General features: G+C 73.6%; 15 protein-coding genes and 2 tRNA genes. 4 read left to right on the top strand and 13 right to left on the bottom strand.

Features of this window, described 5'->3' with window-relative positions; all coding sequences use genetic code 11:
• Window positions 1–10 precede the first annotated feature (10 nt).
• The gene (locus ACYVO2_RS33195) at window positions 11–1,483 is read right to left on the bottom strand and encodes a catalase (RefSeq protein ID WP_461011804.1); all 1,473 of its coding nucleotides are present in this window, start codon (window positions 1,481–1,483) and stop codon (window positions 11–13) included.
• Between the two features lie 140 nt (window positions 1,484–1,623).
• Between ACYVO2_RS33195 and ACYVO2_RS33190 the strand changes: the two genes are divergently transcribed.
• On the top strand, window positions 1,624–2,037 hold the full coding sequence (locus ACYVO2_RS33190; protein ID WP_461011803.1) for a Fur family transcriptional regulator: 414 nt from the start codon (window positions 1,624–1,626) through the stop codon (window positions 2,035–2,037).
• A 93-nt stretch (window positions 2,038–2,130) separates the two neighbouring features.
• Here ACYVO2_RS33190 and ACYVO2_RS33185 read toward each other — a convergent pair whose 3' ends face one another.
• The 5 genes from ACYVO2_RS33185 to ACYVO2_RS33165 all read right to left on the bottom strand — a co-directional run bounded on the left by ACYVO2_RS33185 (window position 2,131) and on the right by ACYVO2_RS33165 (window position 9,635).
• Window positions 2,131–3,612 carry a hypothetical protein gene (locus ACYVO2_RS33185; protein ID WP_461011802.1) on the bottom strand — a complete coding sequence of 494 codons (1,482 nt, stop codon included), beginning with the start codon at window positions 3,610–3,612 and terminating at the stop codon, window positions 2,131–2,133.
• A gap of 307 nt (window positions 3,613–3,919) precedes the next feature.
• Window positions 3,920–3,993 (bottom strand) — tRNA-Met (locus ACYVO2_RS33180).
• 146 nt (window positions 3,994–4,139) lie between these two features.
• Complete coding sequence (locus tag ACYVO2_RS33175; RefSeq protein WP_461011801.1) at window positions 4,140–6,011, bottom strand: tetratricopeptide repeat protein; 1,872 nt, start codon at window positions 6,009–6,011, stop codon at window positions 4,140–4,142.
• A 507-nt stretch (window positions 6,012–6,518) separates the two neighbouring features.
• A tRNA-Met gene (locus ACYVO2_RS33170) sits at window positions 6,519–6,592 on the bottom strand.
• 61 nt (window positions 6,593–6,653) lie between these two features.
• A complete protein-coding gene (locus tag ACYVO2_RS33165) occupies window positions 6,654–9,635 on the bottom strand; it encodes a UPF0182 family membrane protein (RefSeq protein WP_461011826.1) in 2,982 nt (993 codons plus the stop codon).
• Between the two features lie 158 nt (window positions 9,636–9,793).
• Between ACYVO2_RS33165 and ACYVO2_RS33160 the strand changes: the two genes are divergently transcribed.
• Window positions 9,794–10,372: a PPA1309 family protein gene (locus ACYVO2_RS33160; protein WP_461011800.1), complete on the top strand. Its 579-nt coding sequence runs from the start codon at window positions 9,794–9,796 to the stop codon at window positions 10,370–10,372.
• A 69-nt stretch (window positions 10,373–10,441) separates the two neighbouring features.
• Here ACYVO2_RS33160 and ACYVO2_RS33155 read toward each other — a convergent pair whose 3' ends face one another.
• The 4 genes from ACYVO2_RS33155 to ACYVO2_RS33140 all read right to left on the bottom strand — a co-directional run bounded on the left by ACYVO2_RS33155 (window position 10,442) and on the right by ACYVO2_RS33140 (window position 13,760).
• The gene (locus ACYVO2_RS33155) at window positions 10,442–11,518 is read right to left on the bottom strand and encodes a YlbL family protein (RefSeq protein ID WP_461011799.1); all 1,077 of its coding nucleotides are present in this window, start codon (window positions 11,516–11,518) and stop codon (window positions 10,442–10,444) included.
• An 85-nt stretch (window positions 11,519–11,603) separates the two neighbouring features.
• Window positions 11,604–11,777, bottom strand: coding sequence for a hypothetical protein (locus ACYVO2_RS33150; protein ID WP_461011798.1), 174 nt, complete (start codon window positions 11,775–11,777; stop codon window positions 11,604–11,606).
• A 281-nt stretch (window positions 11,778–12,058) separates the two neighbouring features.
• Window positions 12,059–12,484 carry a molybdenum cofactor biosynthesis protein MoaE gene (locus tag ACYVO2_RS33145; protein ID WP_461011797.1) on the bottom strand — a complete coding sequence of 142 codons (426 nt, stop codon included), beginning with the start codon at window positions 12,482–12,484 and terminating at the stop codon, window positions 12,059–12,061.
• Window positions 12,485–12,647: 163 nt separating this feature from the next.
• The gene (locus tag ACYVO2_RS33140; protein ID WP_461011796.1) at window positions 12,648–13,760 is read right to left on the bottom strand and encodes an NAD-dependent epimerase/dehydratase family protein; all 1,113 of its coding nucleotides are present in this window, start codon (window positions 13,758–13,760) and stop codon (window positions 12,648–12,650) included.
• A 334-nt stretch (window positions 13,761–14,094) separates the two neighbouring features.
• On the opposite strand from ACYVO2_RS33140, the gene ACYVO2_RS33135 reads away from it, so the two are divergent.
• Window positions 14,095–15,507, top strand: a complete 1,413-nt coding sequence (locus ACYVO2_RS33135; RefSeq protein ID WP_461011795.1) for a zinc-dependent metalloprotease — start codon at window positions 14,095–14,097, stop codon at window positions 15,505–15,507.
• The gene (locus ACYVO2_RS33130) at window positions 15,504–16,049 is read left to right on the top strand and encodes an NUDIX hydrolase (protein WP_461011794.1); all 546 of its coding nucleotides are present in this window, start codon (window positions 15,504–15,506) and stop codon (window positions 16,047–16,049) included. The genes ACYVO2_RS33135 and ACYVO2_RS33130 overlap by 4 nt, the downstream gene beginning before the upstream one ends.
• Window positions 16,050–16,215: 166 nt before the next feature.
• Here ACYVO2_RS33130 and ACYVO2_RS33125 read toward each other — a convergent pair whose 3' ends face one another.
• The 3 genes from ACYVO2_RS33125 to ACYVO2_RS33115 form a co-directional block, all read right to left on the bottom strand.
• Window positions 16,216–16,977, bottom strand: coding sequence for an AIM24 family protein (locus ACYVO2_RS33125; RefSeq protein ID WP_461011793.1), 762 nt, complete (start codon window positions 16,975–16,977; stop codon window positions 16,216–16,218).
• A 15-nt stretch (window positions 16,978–16,992) separates the two neighbouring features.
• Window positions 16,993–17,676, bottom strand: a complete 684-nt coding sequence (locus tag ACYVO2_RS33120) for an AIM24 family protein (RefSeq protein WP_461011792.1) — start codon at window positions 17,674–17,676, stop codon at window positions 16,993–16,995.
• An 8-nt stretch (window positions 17,677–17,684) separates the two neighbouring features.
• Window positions 17,685–18,646 (bottom strand): AIM24 family protein (locus ACYVO2_RS33115; RefSeq protein ID WP_461011791.1); only part of this gene is annotated, 962 nt, incomplete at its 5' end.

Here is an 18,646-nt window from a genome sequence, read left to right as displayed (position 1 = left end):
CGCGAGGGGCTCAGGCGGAGCGCAGGGCGCGCACCGCATCCTCCAGGCGCTTGCCGTACTCGTCGTCCGCCTGGCGGAAGTTGCCGATGGCGCGCTCGACGATGTCCTCCCGGGAGACCTTCGCGATGAAGCCCGCCAGGTTGCCGATCAGGCGCTCCTTCTCCTCCTCCGTCATCAGCCGGTAGAGGTTGCCCGCCTGCACGAAGTCGTTGTCCTCCGGGTGCAGCGGCGCCTGGTGGTCGCCGGTGAACCCGGTGACCGGGACCGGCCGCCACAGCGGCTCGTTCGTCTGCGTCGGGCCGCCGAAGCTGTTCGGCTCGTAGTTCCTCGCCCGCCCGTGACGGCCGTCGTACATCAGGCCGTCCCTGTGGTGGGTGCGCGCCTCGGTGGCGTGCGGGCGGTTGACCGGCAACTGGTCGGCGTTGGCGCCGACGCGGTGGCGGTGCGCGTCACCGTAGGCGAACAGGCGGCCCTGGAGCATCTTGTCCGGGGACGGGCCGATGCCGGGCACGAAGTGCGCCGGGGAGAAGATCGACTGCTCGACCTCGGCAAAGATGTTGTCCGGGTTCCGGTTCAGCTCCAGCTTGCCGATGGTGATCGGCGGGTAGTCCGCGTGCGGCCAGACCTTGGTCAGGTCGAACGGGTTGAACCGGTAGGTCGCCGCCTCGGCGGCGGGCATGATCTGCACCTGGACGGTCCAGGACGGGTACTCGCCGCGCTCGATCGCCTCGCGCAGGTCCCGCTGGTGGCTGTCCGGGTCCGCGCCCGCGAGCCGGTCGGCCTCGGCCTGGGTGAGGCACTCGATGCCCTGGTCGGTCTTGAAATGGTACTTGACCCAGAACACCTCGCCCGCGGCGTTGTTCCACTGGAAGGTGTGGGAGCCGAAGCCGTCCATGTGGCGGTAGGACGCCGGGATGCCGCGGTCGCCGAAGAGCCAGGTCACCTGGTGGGTGGACTCCGGGCTCAGGCTCCAGAAGTCCCAGACGTTGTCCGGCTCCTGCGAGCCCGTGTAGGGGTCGCGCTTCTGGGTGTGGATGAAGTCCGGGAACTTGATGGCGTCCTTGATGAAGAACACCGGGGTGTTGTTGCCGACGAGGTCGTAGTTGCCCTCCTCGGTGTAGAACTTCACCGCGAAGCCGCGCGGGTCGCGCACCGCGTCCGCCGCGCCCAGGCTGCCCGCCACGGTGGAGAAGCGCAGGAAGACCTCGGTCTGCTTGCCGATCTCCGACAGGAAGGCGGCCCTGGTGTACTTCGTGACGTCCGCGGTCACCGTGAAGGTGCCGTACGCGCCGGCGCCGCGGGCGTGCACCACGCGCTCCGGGATGCGCTCGCGGTTGAAGTGCGCGAGCTTCTCCAGCAGGTGCTGGTCCTGGAGCAGGACCGGACCGCCCACACCCGCCGTCTCGCTGTTCTGGTTGTCGGTGACGGGCGCGCCCGTCTCCGTGGTGAGCGTGTTCGCTGCCCTGTCCTGCTGCACGGTCACGTGCTGCCTCCCTGGCCCTTCCGAGTCTCTTCCCCCAACGGCAGATCCGATCCTACAATGGACTTTGTCCAAGTCAATATGGCGACCAATTCCATACGCGATCGGGAACTGGCCGCCTTCTCACTGTTAGGCTGGAACACATGACCGACCTGCTGGAACGACTTCGCGAGCGCGGTTGGCGGCTCACCGCACAACGGCGGATCATCGCCGAGGTCCTCAGTGGGGACCATGTGCACTACACCGCGGACGAAGTCCACGCCCACGCGGCGGAGCGGCTGCCCGAGATCAGCCGCGCCACCGTGTACAACACCCTGGGCGAGCTCGTGGCCCTCGGCGAGATCCTCGAGGTGAGCACGGACGGCCGGGCGAAGCGGTACGACCCGAACGCCCACCGGCCGCACCAGCACCTGGTGTGCTCGAGCTGCGGCACCATCCGCGATGTGCGCCCCCTGGGAAACCCGCTGACCGATCTGCCCGACTCCGAGCGCTTCGGGTTCGTCGTCTCCGACGTCGAGGTGACCTACCGGGGGCTGTGCCCCTCCTGCCGCAACTGACGCGCGGGCGGGTGACGGTCCTTCGGGCCGGGCCCGCCCTCCCGCACGCCCCGCGCTCCCTCACGGGCGGTCAACCTCCGCGGGCGGTCACGGTCACGGACGGCCCCGCTCCAGCACGAACGCCACGCCGCGGTGCAGCCGCTCCGGCAGCCCCGCCCCGGCCAGCAGCTTGTGCGTCCGCTCCAGCAGCTCCCGCCCGGGGCGGCTGGGGTACTGCCCGCCCAGCCACGCCCACAGGTCCTCCCGCGCCTCGGCGGCGACCTCGGGGCGGGGGTCCGCGGCGAGCTCCAGGTCGAGCTCCAGTCGGCGCCACGGGTCCGCCGCGCGCACCAGGCGCACCGCGGCCCGCCGCACCGCGGGCTCGGGGCGCTCCACCGCGGCCCGCACCGGGGCGCCGGGCACCTCGCGGGCCACGGGCAGCAGCGCGTCCAGCGCCTCCCTGACCACGCTCGGCTCCTCCTCGCCCAGCAGGGGCACCAGCAGCGACAGCTTCTCCTCCGGCCCGGCCAGCAGGCCCAGGGCACGCACGGCGGCGCGGCGGACGGGCGGCGGCCAGGCCGGCCCGCTCCCGCCGGCCTCCCACGGGTGCGGGTCGGGCGAGGCCAGACGGGCGAGCAGCGGCACGTCCGAGGCGTCGCCGCACTCGCCGAGCCCCGCGGCGAGCCCCGCCACCAGGCGGGGCGGGGTCGAGCCGCCGCACCTGCGCAACTGCGCCCGGTACACCTCGGCGGGGGGCTCGCCGCGCCGGTACAGCGCCCAGCGGGCCTGCGCCCGCACCACCCGGGACCGGTCGGCCAGCGGCGCCACCAGCCGGGCCGCGGGCACGTCCTCCGGCAGCGCGGCCACCGCCAGCTCCCGCACCCCGGCCGACCGCGCCCGCAGCAGCCGCCCGGCCTGCTCCGGGTCGAGCTCGAGCAGTCGCCCCGCGCACAGCTCGCGGCACACCTGGTCCCGGTCGGCCAGCGCGGTGCGCACCAGGTCGCCGGGGACGTAGGCGCCGAGTTCGAGGGCCAGCTCCATGCCGAAGCGGCGCGTGGGCGGGTCGGCGTCCGCGGCCAGGGCGCGCACGGCCCGGCGATGCGCCGGGTCGGCCAGGGCGGCCCGCAGGTCGTCGAGCACCCCGGTGGAGCGCTCGCGGCCGCGCAGCCTCAGCAGCACCCGGACGGCGGCCGCGGCCTCGTCGGGGGCGAGCCTGCCCGGCAGCGCGGCGCGGGCCCGCTCCCGGACCGGGCCCACCCAGTCCGCGGTGCGCAGCGCCAGCGCGGCGCCGGGTCCCGGCCCGGGCAGCCCGGCGAGCCGGCGCACCGCGTACTCGCGGGCGTACCCGTCGGCGGACATCGAACGCAGCACCAGGCCCAGCGGGTCGTCGCCGCCGGGGAACGGGCCGCCCCGCGCCCGGCGGTCGAGCAGCGGCCACAGCGCGGGCGGCGCCTCGGTCAGCGCCCGCAGCGCCGTGGCCCGCTCGGCGCCCCGCGCGTCCGCGAGCGCCCGCACCAGCGCCTCGGCGGCGGCGCGCCGGCCGGTCAGGGCGGCCGCGCACAGGTCGGCCCACGGCGTCCGGGCGGGTCCGGGCACCTGGTCCCTTCCCTTCCTGAACGCACGCTCCAGCCGGCCCCGCAGCACGCTGCCCCCTCGGACTCTCCAGGACACTCGCCACCGGTGGTCAGCATTCCGCACGGCCGGCGGGCATTCCCAGTGCTTTTGCGTACCCTTGCCCTAACCTGTACCCATTGCGGGGCACGGCGAAGACGGGCGCTCGACGCACGCCGCCGCGACCACCGCGCCGCCCCGCGCGGGACACGGGAGCGGGCGCCGCGCACGGAGCCGGCACGGAAAGTACGGAGGGCCCACGGTCTTGGCGACCGTGGGCCCTCCGACGCAGTAGCGGGGACAGGATTTGAACCTGCGACCTCTGGGTTATGAGCCCAGCGAGCTACCGAGCTGCTCCACCCCGCGTCGACATCTCCAGTTTACGCAGGTGTCTCCCGAGCCGCAAATCGCTTCCCGGGACGCCCGGGGCGGCAGGGCTCGCCTCCCCCCGGAGGGGCCGGCCCTCCGGGGGGAGGCGGGACGACGACGCCCACCGCCGGGAGCGGTGGGCGTCAGGCCGAGAGCTCCTGCCTGAGCGCCGCCTGCAAACGCGAGGCCCGCTCGGTGACCTCCGGCGGACCGCACTCCGCGGCCCGCGCGCACCACGTCTCCGCCTCGGCCAGCGCGCCGCGCCGCGCCGTCATCAGCGCCAGGCGCAGCGCCGCCCGGCCGTGGCCGGCGTCCGCCGCCCTGGTCCACCACAGGGCCGCCTCCGGCTCGCTGCCCTCGCGGGCCAGCAGCAGCCCGAGGTTGAACGCCCCGTTGCTGCTCCCGGCCTCGGCGGCCCGCCGGTACCAGCGCGCCGCCTCCACGACGTCGCCGCGCCGCGCCGCGCACATGCCGAAGCGGACCTGCGCCCGCCGGTGCCCCTGCCGGGCCGCCCGCTCGTACCACTCCTCGCCCTCGGGCGAGCCTTGGCGCTCGAGCAGCGCGCCGAGCCGGAACGCCGCGTCGTCCGAGCCGCCCCCGGCCGCGCGGCGCAGGTGCCGCTCGGCGGTGTGCAGGTCGCCCTCGAGCTGCGCGGCGATGCCGACCTGGAGCGCGGCCTCGGTGTGCCCGGCCGCGGCGGCCCGCTCGTACCACTGCCGCGCCGCCTGCTCCTCGCCGCGGCCCGCGTACAGGATGCCCAGGTTGAACGCGGCGTCCACGCTGCCCGCCTCGGCGGCCTTGGAGAACCACGGCTCGGCGCCCTCGGCGTCGCCGCGCTGGAGCAGCAGCACCGCAAGCGCGTTGCACGCCTCGCGGTGCCCGGCGTAGGCGGCGCGGCGGTACCACTGTTCGGCCTGCGCGGCGCGCCCCGAGGCGGAGCACAGCAGGCCCAGGTTGAACGCCCCGTTGTGGTCGCCCGCCTCCAGGGCGGTGCGGTACCAGCGCTCGGCCTGCTCGGGCTCGCCGGCCCGGGCGTGCATGGCGCCGAGCGCGTTGGCGGCGTTGCCGTCCCCGGCGAGCGCGGCGCGCCGCCACCACTCGGCGGCCTCCTGCATCCGCCCCTTGTCGCGCAGCAGGAACCCGAGCGCGCACGCGGCGCCGGCCTCCCCCTCGCGGGCGGCCTGGAGGTACCAGCGCACGGCCTCCTCGGTCTCGCCGCGCTCCTCGAGCAGCGCGCCGAGCCGCATGGCGGAGGCGAGGTGCCCGCGGGCGGCGGCCTGCCGGTGCCACGCCTCGGCCCGCTCCGGCTCGCCCCGCTCGTCGTGGATGCGGGCCATGCGGTGCGCGGCCTCGCGGTGGCCGTGCTCCGCGGCGACCCGGAACCAGCGCTCCGCGCCCACGTCCCGCCGGTGCTCCAGCAGGTCGGCCAGCGCGAAGGCGCCGAGGGTGTGGCCCTGCTCGGCGGAGTGCCGCAGCCAGTACTCGGCGCCCACCTCGTCGCCGCGCTCGCGCAGGTGGCGGCCGAGGGAGTGGGCGGCCGCCGCGCTGCCCGCGACGGCGGCGACGCGCCACCACCCGGCGGCCTCCTCCACCTGGCCGCGCTGGTGCAGCAGCACCCCGAGGTTGTTGGCGGCGGCCCGCTCGCCCGCGACGGTGGCGTTGCGCAGGTGCGGCTCGGCGGCCCTGAGGTCGCCGCGGCGCAGCAGCATCGCCCCGAGCAGGCTCTCGGCCGCGCTGTCCCCCGCCTCGGCGGCCCTGCGGTAGCGGGCCTCGAGCTCGGCCTCCTCGCGGAGGGCGAGCACGTCCTCGAAGGGGGTGGGTTCGAAGGGGGCGTCGTGCGCCCCGGGGTCATCCGGGGTGCCGGGCAGCGGGCCGTCGCCCGCCTCCCGCGGAGCCGGGACCAGACCCGTGGCTCCGGGCAGCTCGTTCGGCGCGGCGCCGCCCGTCGGCAGCGATCGCGTGGTGTGCCCTCTCCTAACCAGACGATTGTTCAAAATCCTCGCACTGTCCCCCATAGAGTCCATCGTCGCACCACCCGCACCCGGCGTACACCTGGTATACCGCAGCCCTCGAGGTCACTACAGCGTTTTGTCGATTTCCCGACACAACGACAGACCAAACCACACGTCACCACACTGATCCCTTCGGGTAACGCCGACCCGACAAAATCACCGCAGTCACACCTGTCCCATCGCACACGTGCGTGAACATCGAAGACATGACCAATGTCGGGCGGGGCGGCAGGAGGTGAGCCGCGGGCGGGCGCGAGCCCCCGACCGCCGGGGAGCGCCGCCCGCTCCGGCGGACCGGAAGGGGAAGGACCCCACGCGGGACTGCCGCAGGACGAGCGGGCGGGGACGGCCACGGGTCGAGGGCGGGGGCCGCCAGGGGACGGGGGCGGGGACGGGCGCGGACCGGAAAGGCCGGAAAGGGCCCCCACCGACGTCACTCCCCCGCCTCCCGCGCTCCCCCACGCATGCGTGAGGCCCGCAGCCACTTGGGCTGCGGGCCTCACCGCGCAGTAGCGGGGACAGGATTTGAACCTGCGACCTCTGGGTTATGAGCCCAGCGAGCTACCGAGCTGCTCCACCCCGCGTCGTTGTGTCTCAACCATAGCACGACGCGGGGTGGTGCCCTGCCGGCCTCCTGTCGGGGGCCTACTCGCTGCGCTGCTCCTGCCGGCCCTGCTGCTCCTGCCGGTTCTGCTGGTCCTCGTTCTCCTGCCGGCCCTGGTTCTCGCCGCCGCGGCCGTCACCCTGGTCCGCGGACTGCTTCTGCTCGGCGTCCTGGGCCCGCTGGAGGGCCTCCTCCAGCTCCTTCTGCGCCTCGCCGTACGCGCCCCAGTCGCCGTCCCGGATCGCCTCCTGGCCGTCCTCGAACGCCTTCTGGGCGTCCTCGAGGGCCTTGCGGACCGTCGGGTCGGAGGTGTCGGGCGCGCTGGGCCGGTCGGTCTCCTGGTCGTTCTCGTCGCCCTCGTCCTGCGACGGTGGCGTCGGGCTGTCCACGCCGAAGACGACGTTGAGCGCCTTCTCGAGGTTGTCCTCGAAGGCCGTCTCCTCCCCGTAGGTCACCAGGACCTTCTTCAGCAGCGGGAACTTGGCGCCCGCGCCGCGCACGTACACCGGCTCCACGTACAGCAGCCCGCCTTCGAGCGGCACCGTCAGCAGGTTGCCGTACTGGACCTCGGAGTCACCGCGCTTCCAGATGTTGATCTGGTCGGCGATCGCGGGTTTGGAGTTGAACTTGCTCTGCACCAGCTTGGGGCCGTCCACGGTCGAGCTCGACGGCAGCTTCAGCAGTCTGATCGTGCCGTAGCCCGGCGAGGACGCGTCCGCGTCCACCGCCATGAACGACGCCAGGTTCTCCCGCCTGTTCGGCACGAAGGTGGAGGTGAGCGAGAACGTCTGCTCCCGCTGGTCCGGCATCTTCATCGACAGGTAGTACGGGGGCACGTCGGGACCCGTCTCCGTGCCCGTCGTCGGGTCCGCCGGGACCTTCCACACCTCGCTGCCGCTGAAGAACGTCTCCGGGTCGGTGACGTGGTACCGGGTGATCAGCTCCCGCTGCACCTTGAACAGGTCCTGCGGGTAGCGCAGGTGCTTCATCAGCTCGTCGCTGATCTCGCTGCGCTTCTCCACCGTGCCGGGGAACGCCTTCATCCAGGTCTTGAGCACCGGGTCCTTGGTGTCCCACTGGTACAGCTTCACGGTGCCGTCGTAGGCGTCCACCGTGGCCTTCACCGAGTTGCGGATGTAGTTGACCTGGTTCTCCGGGCTGACCAGCTCGCGCTGGCCGGCCTGGGTGAGGGAGTCGGCGGTGGTGTCGCCGAGGGTGGTGCGCGACGCGTACGGGTAGCCGTTGGTGGTCGTGTAGCCGTCCACGATCCACTGGATCCGGCCCTCCACCACCGCCGGGTACGGGTCGCGGTCGATGGTCAGCCACGGGGCGACCGCCTCCACCCGCTCCTTCGGCGTGCGGTCGTACAGGATCTTCGAGCCCTCGCCGATCGCGCCGGAGTACATGATCTGCGGCTCGCCGAACTCGATGGCGTACGCGGCGCGGGTGAAGGGGTTGTCCAGGCCGACGCCGCCCTTGCCCTTGTAGGTGTAGTCCTTCTCGCCGCTGTTGTCGGCGTAGTCGATCTCCTTGGTGGGGCCGCCGACGATGGAGTACTGGTTGGTCTGCTCGCCGAAGTAGATCCGCGGCTCGTACTTCCCGAGCTCGCCCTGCGGCGGCAGGTTCTTCTCCGTGAACTTCGGCTCGCCGTTGGCCTCGGTCGTGGTGCCCTCGGCGGCGACCACGCCGTAGCCGTGGGTGTACTTGAAGTGGTCGTTGACCCAGTTGCTCTTGGGGATGCCCGCGAGGTCGAGCTCGCGCAGACCGATGACGGTGTCCTTCTGCTTGCCGTCGATGGTGTAGCGGTCCACGTCGAGGGTCTGCGGGAACTGGTAGTAGCCGCGGACCTGCTGGAGCTGCTCGTAGGTGTCCGAGACCACCGCGGGGTCGAGCAGGCGCAGGGCCGCGGTGGTGTCGGCGGCGCCGCGCAGCTCCTCGTTGGACGCCTTGCTCTCGCCCTGGTACGGGTCGACCTGGGTGTCCTGGATGCCGTACGCCTCGCGCGTCGCCTTGATGTTCTTGGCGATGTACGGGGCTTCCTTGGCCTGCTCGTTCGGCTGCACCTGGAACTTCTGCACGATCGCCGGGTACAGGCCGCCGATCAGGATCGCGGAGAGCACCATCAGGCCGAAGCCGATCATCGGCAGCGACCAGGTGCGCCGCCACAGCGTGACGAAGAACAGGATCGCGCAGACCACCGCGATGCAGAACAGGATGGTCTTCGCGGGCAGGTACGCGTTGGCGTCCACGTACCGCAGGCCCGTCCAGCCGTCCGTCGCCTTGAACCCGCTGGACTTCACCGCCAGCGCGTACCGGTCCAGCCAGTAGGCCACGGCCTTCAGCGAGACGAAGACGCCGAGCAGCACCGACAGGTGGCCGGTCGCGGCGGAGGTGGCCCGCGCGCCCGGGCTGGTGACCCGCAGGCCCCCGTACAGGTAGTGCACGGCCGCCGCGGCCAGCAGGCACAGCACCGTCGCGGCGAAGCCGAAGCTCAGCAGGAAGCGGTACCAGGGCAGGTCGAAGGCGTAGAAGGAGACGTCCTTCTTGAACTCCGGGTCCTTCACCCCGAACGAGGTGCTGTTGACCCACTGGAGCCAGGTGCGCCACTGGCCGGACGCGGACGCGCCCGCGATCAGGCCGACCAGGGAGGAGATCCCCAGCAGCAGCCAGCGCTTGTAGGGGGCGATCGCCATCCGGTAGCGGTCGAGGCTCTGCTGCTCCACCGACATCGCGCTCAGCGGCGGGCGCAGCCGGTGGGCCAGGTAGATGTTGAGGCCGACCGCCAGGGTCATCAGCAGGCCGAAGACGAGGAAGAGCCCCACCTTCGTCCACATCAGAGTGGTGAAGACGGAGGAGTAGTCAACGGAGCGGTACCACAGCCAGTCCGTCCAGAAGCCGGCGAAGATGAAGAACGCGATGGCCACGACCGCCAGCACGCCCAGTGTCAGCAACAGGGTCCGGGTCCGCCGGGACGGGCGACCGACTCTGAACCGCGGTCCCGGCGAGCCGCCGCGGTCCGGCATCTGGAACACCAAGGTGCGCACCTCTAGACATCAGAAAACAGACGAAAAGGGGCGCCGGGCCCGGCGCCCACCCGTGCAACTTACCCAGCCTTTACTCAAGTTCCCGGGCGCCGCAACCAAATGTGCGTCGCGGCGCCGTGCCAGGCAGGATACGGAGCATGTCGAACATCCCGACCGGGGGCATCCCCTCCGAAGGAGGCACGCCACTGGCTGCCTCTCCGCTGACCCGCGCCGTGCTGGAGATCGACGAGTACGCGGCGGGCCTCGGCTGGGACCAGCCCGCCCGGCTGTTCGCCCTGGTGGACACCGGTGACCTGCGCCGCCAGGAGCCCGGGCTCGCCGAGCGGCTCGGCCTGGACGACAGCGCGGCGCCGGGCACGCTGACGCCGATCGAGCAGGACGAGCTGCCCGCCGACGTCGGGCTGGACGAGTTCCTCGCCACCATCGCCTGGCCCGACTCGGTGACCGGGTGCGCCATGGTGGTGGAGCGGCTGATGCTGCCCGCGGGCGCCGAGACGGACGTGCCGCAGGGGATCGGGGAGGCCGAGCTGGCCGAGTGGGTGGCCGCGCACCCGTCCCGGCAGGAGGTGCGGATGACCGTGGCGGTGCTGCGGGACGGGGCGCGGGAGTCGGCGCTTCGGCTGCGCGAGAAGGACTCGCCGACGGAGGTGCTGACCGGGGCCAACCTGGTGCCCGGGCTCGCGGACGCGCTGGCGGCGACGTTCGAGGAGGTCTGAGGGGCGGCCCCGCCCGGCCGGAGCGCGGCGCCGCCCTCCGGCCGGGGAGGGCGGCGCCGCTCCGGCGGCTCAGCTCCGGCAGGACGGCAGCTCGTCCGTGCGGTTCCCGCGGATGTCGGCCAGGGCGCCGAGGGCCTCCTTCAGGGTGCCGACCCTGACCAGGGTGATGCCGCCCGGCTTGTCCTTCACCGCGGTCTCGCAGTTGTCCTTCGGGGTGAGGAAGAACTTCGCGCCCTTGTCCTTCGCGGCGATGATCTTCATCTGGATGCCGCCGATCGGCCCGACGTTGCCCTCGTCGTCGATGGTGCCGGTCCCGGCGATGAACCGGCCGCCGGTGAGGTTGCCCGCCTGGAGCTTGTCGATCAGGCCGAGCGAGAACATCAGCCCGGCGCTGGGGCCGCCGACGTCGGCCAGCTTGATGTCGATCTTGAATGGGTAGGTGTGCTCGACGCCGGCGACGATGCCCACCACCGCGCGGCCGTCGTCCCGCGCCTTCCGTGTGGTGACCGTCACGTCCTGCGTGGGCGCCTTGGCGGCGTCCCGGTCCTTGGCGAGCGCGGCCGGGACGATGGTGAAGACGGCGCTCTCCCCCGGCTTGTGCTCGGTGACCAGCTTCGCGACGTCGTCGGCCCCGCGGACCTGCTTGCCGTCCACCGCCCTGATCACGTCGCCCGCGTGCAGCCTGCCCTCGGAGGCGCCGCCCCTGACCACCGAGGAGACGATCACCCGGGAGCCCACCGGGATGCCCAACTCCCGCAGCGCCGCGGTCTTCGCGCTCTCCTGCGAGGCGGTGAACTCCTCGGCGTTCTCCTGGTCCACCTGCTCGGGGGTCTTGTCGTCCGGGTAGATCGTCTCGTGCGGCACCACGGCCCGGTCCTGGCTGAGCCAGCCGACGACGCCCTCCACGAGGTTCATCCGGTACTCGGAGCCGGTCACCCGGACCGTCGTCATGTTCAGGTTGCCGCTCGTGGGATACGTCCTGCGGCCGGAGACCTGGAGCACCGGCTCGCCGTCGTGCTTCCCGAGCGTGTTCACCGTGGGCCCCGGGCCCAGCTCCGCGTAAGGGACCGGCATCAGTACCCCTACGCAGAGCAGTGCTATGAGCAGCAGGGTCGAGGCGAGCATCGTCGCGGTGCGGCGTGGCATGGCACGACCCTAAGGGACACCCCGCGCCCCCGCCTGCCCGGGCGGGGCGGGGCGGCCCCGCCCCGGGACGGGGTGCCACCGGGGACTACGCCGCGTCCGACCTGGAGTGGCGGGAACGCTCCATCGTCTCCCGGAAGCGGTCGAACCCGGCGAGCGAACGGGCGTCGCCGGCGCTGCGGGTCCGGGCCGCCCAAGCGCCCCAGACGGCCGCAAGCAGGGCCGCCAGCACCGGAATGATCAACCAGGCGAGCGCCGCCATGTCGGTCTCCCTCCGCGTTGCGTGGTGTGCGGTGACGCACAGAAGTCAGGCATATATCACCCGATACCCACTCAATACGACAACGGTGGGAGGCGCCAATTGGTTACGCCCCCTCGCCCTCCCGCCCGCCGCCCCGGGGACGGGCGGGGAGACGGGCCGGCGGGGCCCTCCCGGGGCCGGTCCTGGGTGGGTGGTCCCGAGCCGGGGCCCGGGGACCCGGGGTGAGGTGTTCCGGAGTGAGGTGTTCCGGGGTGTGGCGTTCCGGGGCGGGCCGCCGGGGGTCAGGCGCCCACCCACGCGTCGGTCCCGTCCGTGAAGGTCTGGTGCTTCCAGATGGGGACCTCCGCCTTGAGGTCGTCGATCAGCCTGCGGCACGCCTCGAACGCCTCCGCGCGGTGCGGGCAGGACACCGCCACGATCACCGCCGTGTCCCCCACCGCGAGATCACCCACCCGGTGGACGGCGGCGAGGGCGCGCACGGGGTACTCCGCGGCCACCTTCTCCGCGACCCGGCGCAGCTCCCGCTCCGCGGTGGGGTGGGCGGAGTACCCCAGGCGGGTGACTCCGCGGCCCTCGTCGTGGTCGCGCACGGTGCCGACGAACAGCGCGGTGCCGCCCGCGGCGTCGTCGCCGACCGCGGCGAAGACCTCGTCCAGGGACAGGGGCCGGTCGCTGACCGCGAGCAGGCGGATGGGATCGAAAGCCATGCCGCCATCATCGCGCGCCCGCCCGCCCTCCCGTCGCCCCACCCCCCACCGGTTGTGGGCGCGCGCCGGGCACGTGCCCCTCCCCGGGGCCGGCCCCGAGCGGTCGGCCCCGCCCGGGGCGCGCGGGCCCCGGTGCGGACGGTCCGGGGTCGCGGCCCCCGGCTCAGTAACGCCGCTTCTTGCGCGCCCGCCGCACCAGTGCCGCCGTGCCCACCAGCGCCACCGTGGCCCCGGCCGCGCCCAGCGTCGTCGCGGCGTCCTTGCGGCCCAGGCGGCGGCCCGCGACCGTGTGGTGGCCCGAGACCTCCTCGAGCAGCGCGGCCAGCGCCTCCTCGTTGGTCCACGCCGGGCGCCACCCGGCCTCGTGCAGCTTGCTGCCGGAGACCGCCCACGGGTGCATCGTGTACGCGAGGTCACCCGCGGGCGCCGGGGTGAGGCCCAGGCGGTGCAGGCGGGAGGCCGCGCCGAGCGCTATCGAGGCGGGCAGCTCCATCCGGCGCAGGCCGGACAGCTCCTCCACCTCCTCCTGCTCCAGCCAGCCGTCGCAGCCCACCGCCATCTCGCCCTCGACCATGCCGAGCGCCGCGAACTCCAGCGCCGAGACCAGGTCGTCGATGTGGCAGAACTGCCAGCACGGGCGGCTGCCCGCGACCACCAGCAGGCGCGGCGCCTCGAAGTGGCGGGTCAGCACCGTGTCCACCCCTTCGCCGACCAGGACGGTGGGGCGCAGCACGGTCACGTTCAGGCCGGGGTGCGCGCGGGGCGCGCGGCGGCCCAGGCGCTCGATCTCCAGCAGGTCGCCGACGCCGGTGGCCTCCTCGGTGGCGCGCAGCGGGGCGTCCTCGGCGAGCGGGACGTCGTTGTCGGGCAGCGCGCCGTAGACCATGGCGGAGGTGCACAGCACCACCCGGTGCACCCCGGCCGCGGCGGCCGCGGTCAACACGGTCTGGGTGCCGCGGACGTTGTACGCGGTCCTGGCCGCCGGGTCGGAGTCCAGGCCCAGGTCGACGGCGAGGTGCACCACGACGTCGGCGCCGCGCAGGCGCTCGGCGATCACGGGATCCCGCACGTCGAGCACGCGCCAGGTGGCGCCCGGCACGTCGCCGCGCCGCTCGTCGATCGCGACGACCTTCTTGACCTCCTCGGACTCGGTCAGGCGCAGCGCGAGCCGGAGGCCGATCCCGGAGGCGGCGCCGGTGATGGCGACCACCGGGCGGCCACGGGACCCGGCGCTGCCGGTCTGCCGTGAGCGAACGTGACGGGGCTGGGAACTCACCGGGTGTCTCCCGCGGTTAATTCTTGTGTGTGATGCGCGATGCCCATCCTGCACGAGCCACCTCGAGGCACGAGCAACCAGGTCCCTGGCGCCGCGAGGTGTCTAGGCTGGACTCAGGTACCCCAGTGTGGGGCAACCGGTGGTGGGAGACGCGCACCACCAGCGGATCGCGGCGGAACGCGGGCGCCTTCCCGAAGGCGGCGGCGGAGCGCGGCGAACCGGCGCACGGCCCGTTCGCGCCCCGGGGCGCGCCGCGGCCGGCCACCGCACGCCGCACCACCGCACAGTAGTGACCAGCCGTGGACAGCACAGCCCGACAGAGCCGAGGAAGCCCGTGAGTGACATCCCATTCGGATTCGGAGTCCCGCCTGAGGAGCCCGAGGAAGGGGACGAGGGCAGGAAGCAGGGCGGGGGCCGCCAGGACCCGTTCGGGTTCGGCGGCAATCCCTTCGGCGGGGGCGACAACCCGCTGGCCGCGATGTTCGGTTCGCTGAACCCGCAGGACCTGGGGGCGGCCTTCCAGCAGCTCGGCCAGATGCTCTCGTACGAGGGCGGCCCGGTGAACTGGGACATGGCCCGCGACATCGCGCGGCAGACCGTCGCCGCCGGCACGCCGGACGGGGTGAAGGACGCCTCGGTCGGCCCCGGGGAGCGGGCGACGGTCGAGGAGGCCGTGCGCCTGGCCGACCTGTGGCTGGACGGTGTGACGTCGATCCCGTCCGGCGCCGCCGCCGCGGTGGCGTGGAGCCGCGCCGAGTGGGTCGAGCAGACCCTCCCGGTGTGGAAGGACCTGGTGGACCCGGTGGCCGAGCGGGTCGGCGCGGCCATGGGCGATGTGCTGCCCGAGGAGATGCAGGCCATGGCGGGCCCGCTGCTCGGGATGATGCGCAGCATGGGCGGGGCCATGTTCGGCTCCCAGATCGGGCAGGCGCTGGGGACGCTGGCCGGCGAGGTGGTGGGGTCCACCGACGTCGGGCTGCCGCTCGGCCCCGCGGGCAAGGCGGCGCTGCTGCCGGTGAACGTGGCCGCGTTCGGCCGGGACCTGGGCGTGCCCGAGGGCGAGGTGCGGCTGTACCTGGCGCTGCGGGAGGCCGCGCACCAGCGGCTGTTCGCGCACGTGCCGTGGCTGAGGGCGCACCTGTTCGGCGCCGTCGAGGGGTACGCGCGGGGCATCAAGGTGGACACCGCGCGCCTGGAGGACGTCGTCGGGCAGTTGGACCCGGCGCATCCGGAGGCGCTCCAGGAGGCGCTCCAGCAGGGGATGTTCCAGCCGGAGGACACCCCGGAGCAGAAGGCGGCGCTGGCCCGGCTCGAGACGGCGCTCGCGCTGGTCGAGGGCTGGGTGGACACGGTGGTGCACGCGGCGGCGGCGCCGCACCTGCCGTCGGCCTCGGCGCTGCGGGAGACGCTGCGGCGGCGCCGGGCCGCGGGCGGTCCCGCGGAGCAGACGTTCGCCACGCTGATCGGGCTGCGCCTGCGCCCGCGGCGGCTGCGGGACGCCTCCCGGCTGTGGGCGTCGCTCACCGACGCGCGCGGCACCGACGGCCGGGACGGCCTGTGGGAGCACCCGGACATGCTGCCGACCGCGCAGGACCTGGACGACCCGGACGGCTTCGTCCACCGCGAGCAGGTGGACTTCTCCGAGCTGGACCGGATGCTGGGCGAGGCCGCGGGCGGCACGGGCCCCGAGGGCGGCGAGGGCCCCGACCGGGACGGCGGCGAGGGCGGCGACGGGAGCCGCGGGTGAGCCTGCACGGCGACGCCGAGCGGGTGCTCGGGCGGTGGAGCGCGCCCGACGGCGAGCAGGAGCGGCTGCGCCTGACGTATCTGGAGCACCTGGCCGCGCACCCGGACGGGATGCGGCGCCAGTGCGCGGCGGGGCATGTGACGGCGAGCGCGCTGGTGGTGGCGCCGGAGCGCGGGCAGGTGCTGCTCACGCTCCACCGCAAGCTGCGGATGTGGCTCCAGACGGGCGGGCACTGCGAGGACGACGACGCCACGCTGGCCGGGGCGGCGCTGCGGGAGGCGTCCGAGGAGTCCGGCATCGAGGGCCTCACGCTGCTGCCCGGGGGCCCGGTGGCCCTGGACCGGCACCTGACGCCGTGCGCCTGGCACCTGGACGTGCAGTACGCGGCGGTGGCGCCGCCCGGCGCGGTGGAGGCGGTGAGCGCGGAGTCGCTGGAGCTGCGCTGGTTCCCCTACGAGACGGTGCCGCAGGTCGCGGACGGGTCGGTGGCGCAGTTGCTGGGGCACACACTGCGGGCGCTGGAGGAGGCGCCGGCCGGGTAGGGCGGCGTCCTCGGGCGCGCCCCGGGCCCGGCGCGCGGTTCCGGCCGCGGGCGCGGTGCGGCGGCCGGCGTCACCCCCGCGGACGAGCACGGCGCGATGTGCCGACGGGCGGCGTCCCCCGGGAGTCCGGGGGCGCCGCCCGTCGGCGTCCGACGTGCCGCGCCGGTCAGTTCCAGGCGTTGTTCTGGTTCTGCGCGCGCGAGCCGTGCTGGCCCGCGCCGAACTGCGCGGCCAGGCCCTGGCCGATCTGCGCGTTCTGCGGCGGCATCTGCTCGCTCGGCTGCACCAGGACGTAGCCCTGGCCGACGAAGCCCAGCTCCCAGCCCTCCCCGGTGTTGCCGCGGCGGCGGAAGACCGGGGTGTTGGTGGTCTGGGACTGCATCTGCACCCGCAGGTCGGTGGTCCACGCCACGACCGCGTCGGCGTCCGCGTAGACGTACTTGTCCGGCGTGACGTGCATCATCAGCGGCTGCCCCGAGGTCATCAGCGCGACCTTGCCCTGCCCCTGGATCTGGAGGTTGTAGGCGCCGGTGCCGGAGATGCCGAACTGGCTGTCCACGGCGATCACGTCCCAGTGCAGCGAGGAGTCCAGCGCCAGCACGTACTGGCTGTCCACGGTGATGCCGTTGTGCTGGACGTCCACGATGTGGATGTACTGGGCGAGGTTGGCCAGGTAGACCGTGCCCTGCCCGGAGCAGCGCATCAGGTCCAGGCCCTCGCCGGTGCGCCGCCTGGCGCGGCGCTGGCCCTGCGACTGGTACTCCCCGTCGAAGTCGATCATCCCCTGGAACGCCACCATGGCGCCCTTGCGGGCCAGCACCTCGGGGCCCGAGGCGCCCTCGAGCCTCACCCGCAGCAACTGCGGGTTCTGGAGGGCGTACCGCTCCTGGGACTGGTTCTCTGTGTTGGCGAAAAGCGCGCTCTGCATGAGTGGTGCTCCCCCTCAGCCCCGGATCCGGAAGCGGTCTGTGCTGTCCTCGCTGGGCTGGACGACCACGAAGCCCTGCCCGGAGAAGCCGATCTGGAAGGCCTCCCCGCTGCCCCGCCCCATCAGGGACGACGCCTTGAAGCTGCGCTTGCCCTTCAGCTTCAGCCCGGTCGTCCAGGCGACCAGGGAGTCGGGGTCGACATAGGTGGCGTCCTCGCCCGACCCGCAGTCCACGACGACAGGCGTGCCGCGCGAGGTGAGCGCGATCCAGCCGGTGCCGGAGATCTCGACGTTGAACAGGCCCTGCCCGGCGAATTTGGCCACGCCCTTGACCTTCTCCACGCCCCAGGTCAGGTGCGCGTCGAAGGCCAGCAGGTTGGTGCCGTTCACGGACAGGTAGTCGTTGTTCAGGTGGACGATCACCACGTCCGCGCCGTAGTCGGCGAGGTACAGGATGCCGTCGCCGCTGCACTTCATGATCGGCGCGCCTTCGCCGGTGGCCCACTGGGCGGCGGCCTGGCGCAGCGCGGGCGGGTTGGGCTCGTAGGCGATGAAGCCCTCGTACGCGACCATGGAGCCGGTGCGCGCGTACAGGTCCTGGCCGGTCGCCATGGCGACCTTGAGCATGGTGGACCCGTGGTTCTCCATGCGGGCGGCGGCGGGGGCCGGTGCGTAGCCCGCGATCATCTGCTGGTCCATGCTCGCTCTCACACCTCGTAGGGCTGGACGACGATGAAGTTGCCGGGGGCGCCGCGGAACTGGAGGTTCACGGTCTCCCCGCTGTGGCCCGGGTAGGCGTTGCGGCGCAGCCTGACCTGGCTGGAAAGCAGCACCTGCGCGGCGGCGGACCAGGCGACGATCGCGTTGCAGTCCGCGTACGTGGTCGGGGTGACCGGCAGCACCACGGGCACGCCGTGGGTCTTGACGACGATGGTGCCGGTGCCGCTGAACTGCATGGTGAACAGGGCGCCGCCGGGGATGCCGTGGCCCTCGATGCGGCGCACCTCGTACTGGAGGCTCTCGTCGAACGCGAGCACGTTCTCCGCGCTCACGCAGATCGCGTCGCCGCCCTGGAGCTCGATCGGGTGCAGGTACGAGGCGTCCTCGGCGAGGAACACCTGGCCCTTGCCGGTGCAGCGCATCAGCTCGAGCTCCTGGCCGGTGGCGTTGCCGACGGACCGGCTCATGATCCCCGAGCTCTTGCGGGAGAACTCGACCTTGCCCTGGTAGAGCACCATGCTGCCCTGGCGGGCGAGCACGCCGGGGCCGCCGGCCTGGAGCTGGGCGCGCACCAGCTTGTGGTTCTGCTGGCCCCAGCGGCCGGTGACGGGGATCTCCCGGTACGGCTGGAGGGCGGCCTGGACGCCCGGCTGGGCCGGGGCCTGGGCGGGCTGGGCGGCGCCGGCGGGCGCGTACTGGCCGGGCACGCCGGGGGGCTGGTGTCCTGGCACCTGGCCGAAGGGCGGGGCTCCCGGCGGGGGAACGGCGCCCGGCACCTGGGCGGGCTGGCCGAACGGCGGGGCGACCGGGGCGCCGGGCATGGCCGCCGGGGCGGGCGGCGGCGCGGGCGGCGGCACCTGGGCGACGTGCGGGTTGGCCGCGGCCGGCTGCTGCGGGAACTGGGGGGCCTGCGGCGGCTGGGGGGCGGCGGACGGCGCCTGGGGCGACC

Source organism: Streptomyces capparidis, assembly GCF_054782095.1.
This window is presented reverse-complemented; position numbering and strand designations above follow the sequence as displayed.

What these genes read in the sequence shown, in the direction of transcription:
- ACYVO2_RS33190 (WP_461011803.1), top strand. Translation starts at nt 1,624, where the DNA reads ATGACCGACCTGCTGGAACGACTTCGCGAGCGCGGTTGGCGGCTCACC.
- ACYVO2_RS33175 (WP_461011801.1), bottom strand. Translation starts at nt 6,011, where the DNA reads ATGGGGGACAGTGCGAGGATTTTGAACAATCGTCTGGTTAGGAGAGGG.
- ACYVO2_RS33165 (WP_461011826.1), bottom strand. Translation starts at nt 9,635, where the DNA reads ATGCCGGACCGCGGCGGCTCGCCGGGACCGCGGTTCAGAGTCGGTCGC.
- ACYVO2_RS33160 (WP_461011800.1), top strand. Translation starts at nt 9,794, where the DNA reads ATGTCGAACATCCCGACCGGGGGCATCCCCTCCGAAGGAGGCACGCCA.
- ACYVO2_RS33155 (WP_461011799.1), bottom strand. Translation starts at nt 11,518, where the DNA reads ATGCCACGCCGCACCGCGACGATGCTCGCCTCGACCCTGCTGCTCATA.
- ACYVO2_RS33150 (WP_461011798.1), bottom strand. Translation starts at nt 11,777, where the DNA reads ATGGCGGCGCTCGCCTGGTTGATCATTCCGGTGCTGGCGGCCCTGCTT.
- ACYVO2_RS33145 (WP_461011797.1), bottom strand. Translation starts at nt 12,484, where the DNA reads ATGGCTTTCGATCCCATCCGCCTGCTCGCGGTCAGCGACCGGCCCCTG.
- ACYVO2_RS33125 (WP_461011793.1), bottom strand. Translation starts at nt 16,977, where the DNA reads ATGCAGAGCGCGCTTTTCGCCAACACAGAGAACCAGTCCCAGGAGCGG.
- ACYVO2_RS33120 (WP_461011792.1), bottom strand. Translation starts at nt 17,676, where the DNA reads ATGGACCAGCAGATGATCGCGGGCTACGCACCGGCCCCCGCCGCCGCC.